Consider the following 7,301-nt stretch of genomic DNA (forward strand, 5'->3'; position numbering starts at 1 on the left):
GCACATTGCCGACCCGGCCAAACTCGTCCAGATGGCGGGGTTCGATGAGAATTACCTGCATCGACGTCTGCGACATGGCGTGTAGCATTTCGTCCGCTGAGTCGAGACGATCAAATGATCGCTCACCCTTCGGTCAGCAACGGTGCCCGATTTCAGGTGGAGTTTTCGCTAGATAGCCACGTCTAACTGCTGGCCACCTGTAGGGACACCATCCGGCAAGAGCCTTGCGGCGCGTGAATTGCTCTTCGCGCCGATGATCCATGTTGCACCGTGCCACGGCAGATAGTGCAGCTTGGAACCCTAGCCACATGGCGAGCTTCTGGTACGAACCACAAATCCGAGGCGTCACGTGCCGCTGCTGTCAATACTGCGCTTTTTTGGAATTCTGATCTCTTTGGCCGTACTCGGGGCCTCTGCCTACCTCCTCTGGCTTTGGTGGCAAGGGGAATCGGTGGTCACAACCGAAGGCGATTTGCTCCGTGTGCGCGACGGCTGGCTACTTGCGCTCGGGTTGGGCTTTTTGGCGTGGTCGCTGCTGGGTCGATTTCTTATTCCTCTCGTACTTGCCAAGCCGGACAGTCGGAAAACTCATTCCGAACGGGCGGATGGCAAAGGCCGATCAAAGTCTGGCGAACGGCCGTACGTTGAGGAGCATGGGGAGCAAGGACCCGCTATTGTGCTCACACATGGCTGGTCGCTGGACAGTACAGCCTGGTACTACGCCAAGCACGACCTATCGCAAGACTTCAAGCTGATCACCTGGGACCTGCCGGGCATGGGACGCTCGAAATCGGTCAATCCGATCTCGCTCAGCGGCTTTGCTGAAGAGTTACGACGCCTGATTGGGAAACGATCATCGGGAGAGCCTGTAGTGCTGGTGGGGCACAGCATTGGCGGCATGACCATTCAGACCCTGGCCCAAGAGCATCCGGAACTGTTCACCAGAGAAGTGGCGGGGATCGTCTTGCTCAACACCACCTACACTAACCCTTTAAAAACAATAATTTTCAGCAGGCTGATGCAGGCTCTACAAAAGCCGATCCTCGAACCCGCGATGCATCTGACCAAGGCGCTGCAGCCGCTCATATGGGTAGTAGCTTGGCAGAGCTATCTCAGTGGGTGGACACATGTCGCAAACCGATTCGGGTTTGGAAAATATGTAACGCGCAGCCAGCTCGAACATGTCTCGCTCCTTACTACCCGCAATTCGCCGGGAAATGTGGCTCAAGGCAACTTGGCCATGTTTAATTGGGATGCCACAGGCGCGCTGGCCGAACTATCGATCCCCATTCTTGTAATCGGCGGAACGATGGACATTGTGACCAAGCCCGAGGCGAGTAAAGCCCTTGCCGCGAGCAACCCACACGCCCGGCTCTTGTTGATCGAAGGTGTCAATCACATGGGCTTTATGGAGCGCCCTGAGCTCTACAATGCCGCCATCGCGGAGTTTGTATCTGAAATTTTCCGCCGGCGTGACGGCTTGGAGAGGACAATGCGGTCGGCGCCAACATCGATGGACCGGCTGAGCGAATGAACCACAGAGGACATCTGAAACCTAAGCCCACTGCGCACAGTGATCACCCAGCGCAAGTCGCCAAGGCTCCCCAATCGCTCGACGTCTGACTCTGCTCGAAAGAAGCTGACACTGCTGGACAGAATTCTGGCCGCTGAAGAGGACAACGGGACGGAACAAACGTAGCACTCCCAAAGATGTGGAGCGTTATTGAAGAAGTCTTTCACCATATGTGCTCCTGCCTGTTGCAGCCAAAATATTTACCGGCTTGATTTAGCGATAGGGAACGGAATGGGGGTTGAGATGTCCACCGAGCTAGCGAAATTTGAGATGGCGTTCGATCTCTGGCCAGCCCCAGCCATGCTTCTCGATCGCAACTTGGTCATAACGGCTTGCAATCAGGCTTATGAGCATGCGGCCAGGCATGATCGGACCACCCTGATAGGCCGCAACCTGTTTGAGGCATTTCCCGGTTCAGGAAATACGCAAGCGGCAATCCTGCAGAATTCATTCCAGCGTGTTCTGAGAACTCAAAAAACCGACCACCTTGCCGACATCGAATATGCAGTAGCATCGCCCGACGGTTCCCAACTGGATTCCAAAAGATGGACCGTTTCCAATGTCCCACTTTTTTCAGAAACTGGAGAGTTGGTCAGCATTTTGCACTGTCCCCTGGAGATACCGGACCTTGAAGGTATGACCGGGACCGAAAGTGTGTGCGGGGCGCCCAATCTTGGCATCCCCGAGTTGGCCCAGCCGACGGCGCGCCAGTTGGTGACAGTGCTAGACGTGGAACGGAAGCGGCTGCAACATTTGTTTCACCAAGCGCCTGGCTTCATATGTGTCCTAGAAGGACCACGCCATTCATTCGAGCTGGCAAATGCCGCCTATTACCAACTCGTTGGGCATCGAGAGATCATCGGACATCCCCTTGCAGATGTTCTTCCCGAGGTCGTGGAACAGGGATTCTTGGAAAAGCTTGACCAAGTCTACAAGACGGGCAAACCCTTTATCGGCCGAGCGATGCCTATTGAACTGCAGCGCGTGGCAGGGGGAGCACTCGAACTCAAATATATAGACCTAATATACCAGCCAATCGTAGACGAAACTCAGAATGTGACGGGCATCTTCGTGCAGGGCAACGATGTCACGGAAGCGTATACCTTGGCTCAGGAGGTAGCGCATCAAGCGGCGCATGACTCACTTACCGGGCTGATAAATCGACGGGAATTCTCGCGACTGACTGAAGATATCGTAAGCGAGGGTCCTCACGCCTTGCTCTATTTGGATATCGATCATTTCAAAATCGTCAATGACCGTTGCGGTCATGCGGCCGGGGACAGCCTTCTTAAAGAGGTCACTCTCCAACTCGATGCTTTTGCAGGCGAGGACATGATCATCGCCAGGCTGGGAGGCGACGAGTTCGCCGTGGTCCAGTCCAATTGCGACGTCGCGGCGGCGACGGCGCTCGCGGACAGGCTGCGCGCTGCGGTCAAGGGTATAAGCTTCGTCTGGGGAGAGCAGCGGTACAGCGTGTCGCTGAGCATTGGCGTTGCCATCTTTTCGGTCCCCGAGGGTGCTACGTTTGAGATGGCTCTGGGCCATGCAGACGCGGCTTGCTTCCTCGCTAAAGAGGCAGGACGTGATCGGACAAAGGTCGCGCTTGCGTCTGATGCGGAAGTCGGGCGACAGCGATGCGACATGGACAACGTCACCCGCTTGCAGCAGGCTGTTCGCGAGAATCGTATCGAACTCTTCGGCCAACAGATACAGAATCTACAATCTTACAGGTCTGACGCCTCTAAGTTTGTCGAAGTGCTCGCCCGGTTACGGGATGTAAGCGGCAGGCTTATTAGTCCAGCTGGCTTTATCCCTGCGGCAGAACGATTTGGCCTGATTGAAGAGTTGGACAGACACATTATATCCAAGGCTATTGCGCATCTAGATTCCAATATTATCCATCCCGGGACATGCTATTTCATAAACTTGTCGGCTGTTACATTAAGTTCGGACAGTTTTTTCGCGTACGTAGTTCAGCTCCTTGAGGAGAAGCCGCAATTCTTGACTGCGCATATCTGTTTCGAAGTGACAGAGACGCAAGCCATTTCCAATATAGGTCGCAGTGCCGCAGCTATGCGAAAACTAGCCGACCTGGGCATTCGTTTTGCGCTTGACGACTTCGGAAGCGGCATGGCGTCGTTCGCCTATTTGCAGCAACTACCTGTCCATTTCGTTAAGATTGATGGCGAGTTCGTGAAATCGGTCAGCTCCAATCCTGCTAGCGCCATCATCGTCGAATCTGTGGTGAAGCTCGCAACGAGCATGGGCATACAAACTGTCGCGGAGTCGGTGGAGTTCGCGGAGTTGACGCCGGTATTGCAAAGGCTAGGCGTGAACTATGCTCAGGGTTATGCAGTGCACCGACCCGAACCTCTGTGCGCCGCTGTCTTGGGGGCCGATAATGCGAAACTGCGCGTAGTTGGTTGATATTCGTACGGCGGCTTCCAGGAATCTCCGTTTCTAGTTTGGACGGCCGAACTGCGGGCGTACAGCAGACGCTGGACGTGGCAGCTGACCAATAGCAGCCAGCTCGCAGTATTCCTTGCAGGTATAACGATCTTCGGCTTCCCGCCCTTACCGGAGCCCGGCGGGGCGGAATCCAAAGCCTCCAATGGTCAAAGGTCGACCTAGAACACTCGGCGCAATACATAGGGCTTTAGATATGCCCCGCCGCGTCGGGCAGAGATTCAGTCGATCAGGTAGTGGATCGGCTTGAAGCTGCCGCCATTGCTGGCCGGGGCCGAACAGGCGGTCAGCCCGATGATCAGGTCCATTGCAGCTTTGAAGTGGATGGAATCGCCGGGTTTGCTGAGGGGCGGCAGTACCTTGAACTTGCCACTTGCGCCCTCGATCGGCACGTTCATGAAGCAGTTAAACGCAATGGGAATGGCGTCCTCGCCGATCCCATAAGGCATGAGGGCCTTGTGCAAATTGCCGTGGCACCCAGGATGCGGCGGCTCGTGGTCATAGCACAGGCGGAAGGTCGCTTCGCTGCACGGTGTGAGTAGGAAGTCGTGCCGGCCTACGCTATCGGCGACAATGTCGAGCATCACGTTGGATCGATTAGAATAGAGGCGATTGCCAGTCGTCAGGTAGATAGTCTCGGCGTAGTCGAGAGTTCGGCCAGACGAGATCATTTCGCGCGTGTCGGCGCGCGAGATCGCCAGAAGATCGGCAACCTGCCCCCCTTCGGGATCGATCACCGAGAGGGTCTGTCCTTTGCCCAGTTCGAAGGCGACGCCGGAGCGTGGGGGAATCACTTCGAATGCGCTCATGGCGCGCCTTTGGCCGGGGTCTCCCGGTCGATAGGGCCCGTAGGGCCGCGATGGTAAGGGCAGGACCAATCCTCCGGCACTGCTCGGCCGCTATACTGACGGGCTTCGGAAATGCTCCCGTGGCGCGCCAGCATCGGGTTTACACTGCCCGCGAGCCGCATGTCGCGCTCGAGGATGGCAGTGCGCAGCTTGTCGTACCGGTTCTGCTGGCGCAACGCCTCGAACTGGTCGTGTAGATTGAACACCATGACAGGAAAGTCGAATCGGCGCGCCGGCCGGCTCGCCTGCGGGTGCAGCCCCACTACGAAAAACGCCTCGCCGCCGAAACTTAGAGAAAAATGCGGGTCGCCTGGGTCAGCGCTGACGCGCGGATCGGGCTTTTGCCCCCGCCAGTCGTCCTTGTCGGTCAAAGATTGAATGCGCTGCCAGAGGTGCTCTTCGAACTCGGCCTCAGTGAGCGCCGCCGGGCCTGAAAAGACTACGGCAAAGCTGGTAAACAGGAGGGGGGCCCGCTTGTAGGCCCAGGCGAACTGCATCAGTTGATCCTGGACCGCGACATCGTCCCATGCGCTGTCGATACTGCGGGCCAGATACGTGGTGAGGCGATCATTACCCAGAGCCGATTTCGCACCCACGCAGGGAAATTCGGGGGCGCGTATCAAGGAAGCCAGACGGCCTTCGAGGTCGGAATCCATGCAAGTCCTCTCACTGCCGGCAATAGCAGTACATAAGCGTTGGACTGGGGGATCGTTCCGGCGCGTGTCCCAACCAGCGGACGCCGGAGCGGACGGGACGACCCGATTGCTTACAAAACGCGCACCTCCCCCGATTTCGACCGGCTTACGTGGCTAATGCGCGATATGCTCTTTAGTACTGCCTGACGCGGCGGCGGAGTAGCTATCGGGAAACGCGTCTCGGTACGAGCATCAGCTTGCCGCGCCCGACCGGTTGATTCGAGCCTGGCAGTGCCAGGAATGCGTGGCGGCCATCCTGACCTACGGCAATCCAGGGGCGTCCTCAACGAGCGCACCTTGCTTTACCGACAGCTTCCGACTTGGATGCTGGCCTGCGGGCCCAGCGGAGTTGCGCTGTTGCCATAGGCGGGTTTCGCGCATGGGGCTCATGGCAAGCTCTCCTGCTCAAACGGGGCTGGGGTGTCGCCGGGTCAGCACGACGACAAGGATCTCGACCACGCCCACCAGCACGTGGGGCCACCAGATCACGTCGGCAAAACCAAAGAGCCAGGGCGAGGCCGCGAGCAGCACGCCCGCCACAGCATCTACGCCCAGGTGGATCGGGACGGGGATGATCTTGGCGATGCTCAGGTCGTACCGGGTGATCAGGCTCATCACAAGGGTCAGGACGCCCAGCACCTGGGGCAGCACCTGCTCGATCTCGCCGGTGGCAAAGCCGAAGAGGTAGGGGGCAACCAAAAGCAGGAGCCCCACGAGGTAATCGATGATGGCGTGAACGCGAAGCGGGATCATGCGGTATCTCCCAGATGGGTTTCGAGGATGATGGAGAGGTTCGGGGCGTGCCCGCCACGGGCGGCTTCCACCCGCGCCTTGACCAGAAAGCCGGCGGAGATCTGCGCGGCGATATGCTGGCCGGTCTGACGCGGGAGATAGCCCAGCACCTTGCCGCCGCGCAGCACCGCCACCGAGCCCGGATCATAGGCTCGGCTATAATCGACCTTGACCTCCAGCGCCTTTTGGGGTGCGAGCCCGGCGATGTCCTGGTCAGAGCAATGGTCGCGCAGATTGCACACATAGGTGAGGGTCGTGAGCGTTAGCGAAGGCGCGGCCGAGCCCTGGCGGGACAATGTCCCGCCAAGTGCTGCGGCGCCTGCGCCGGCAATCAGATGACGGCGAAGCATGGCCTTGCCCCCTACATCTGTTCGGCTTGGGCGCCGGATTTCTCGCGCGCCCGGCCCAGGTTCGGTTCTTCACCCATCGGCTGCATGGGCTGGCTGGTGAAGGTATCGTTGCCGTCGATCGAGCTGCCCTCGGACCAGCGGCCCTGCGCCGGCTGGCTACCATCGGCCTGAAAGCCCATGTAGCTATAGGAGAACTCGCGTGCTTCCTCGTCCTGCGGGAAGCTGTTGGGAATGGGAAACACCTCCTGGTTGCCGCCCAACTCCTCGATCACGGCCAGCCACTGGTTCTGGTGCATGGTGTCACGCGCGATCAAATAGGCCAGCATGTCCTTCATGCCGGGGTCGTCGGTCATGTTGTAGAGCCGGACCGCCAGCACGCGCCCGCCGGATTCGGCGGTGACATTGGCGCTCATGTCAGCGCCGATATTGCCCGTCGCATAGACGTGGGACGCGTCGAACGGCACGCCGTTGGCGTTCTCGGGGAGTGCGGCGAGGCCTGTGGAGAGGATATGGCGCAGATTCATCCCGTTGAGTACCGAGCCACCGATCGTGTCCCGGGACGCCTCCTCCTGCATGC

The 7,301-nt window shown here is 58.5% G+C and carries 7 protein-coding genes; 2 read left to right on the top strand and 5 right to left on the bottom strand.

The features are described from left to right. Positions 1-451 precede the first annotated feature (451 nt). Positions 452-1,534 carry an alpha/beta fold hydrolase gene (locus tag EO136_RS15040; RefSeq protein ID WP_164730628.1) on the top strand — a complete coding sequence of 361 codons (1,083 nt, stop codon included), beginning with the start codon at positions 452-454 and terminating at the stop codon, positions 1,532-1,534. A 282-nt stretch (positions 1,535-1,816) separates the two neighbouring features. Further along, positions 1,817-4,000 (top strand): sensor domain-containing protein, encoded by a 2,184-nt coding sequence (locus tag EO136_RS15045; RefSeq protein WP_164730629.1) that lies wholly within the window; start codon positions 1,817-1,819, stop codon positions 3,998-4,000. A gap of 260 nt (positions 4,001-4,260) precedes the next feature. Here EO136_RS15045 and EO136_RS15050 read toward each other — a convergent pair whose 3' ends face one another. The 5 genes from EO136_RS15050 to EO136_RS15070 form a co-directional block, all read right to left on the bottom strand. Beyond that, positions 4,261-4,848 carry a DUF1989 domain-containing protein gene (locus tag EO136_RS15050; protein WP_127145225.1) on the bottom strand — a complete coding sequence of 196 codons (588 nt, stop codon included), beginning with the start codon at positions 4,846-4,848 and terminating at the stop codon, positions 4,261-4,263. After that, complete coding sequence (gene gntA, locus EO136_RS15055) at positions 4,845-5,543, bottom strand: guanitoxin biosynthesis heme-dependent pre-guanitoxin N-hydroxylase GntA (RefSeq protein WP_127145226.1); 699 nt, start codon at positions 5,541-5,543, stop codon at positions 4,845-4,847. Before gntA ends, EO136_RS15050 begins: the two co-directional genes overlap by 4 nt. 444 nt (positions 5,544-5,987) lie before the next feature. Next, positions 5,988-6,335, bottom strand: coding sequence for an SPW repeat domain-containing protein (locus EO136_RS15060; protein WP_127145227.1), 348 nt, complete (start codon positions 6,333-6,335; stop codon positions 5,988-5,990). After that, on the bottom strand, positions 6,332-6,724 hold the full coding sequence (locus EO136_RS15065) for a hypothetical protein (protein ID WP_127145228.1): 393 nt from the start codon (positions 6,722-6,724) through the stop codon (positions 6,332-6,334). The genes EO136_RS15060 and EO136_RS15065 overlap by 4 nt, the downstream gene beginning before the upstream one ends. Before the next feature lie 11 nt (positions 6,725-6,735). Further along, a partial coding sequence (locus tag EO136_RS15070) for a manganese catalase family protein (RefSeq protein WP_206513348.1) occupies positions 6,736-7,301 on the bottom strand: 566 nt, incomplete at its 5' end.

This window comes from Pelagibacterium montanilacus (assembly GCF_003992665.1).
GTDB classification, from domain to species: Bacteria; Pseudomonadota; Alphaproteobacteria; order Rhizobiales; family Devosiaceae; genus Pelagibacterium; species Pelagibacterium montanilacus.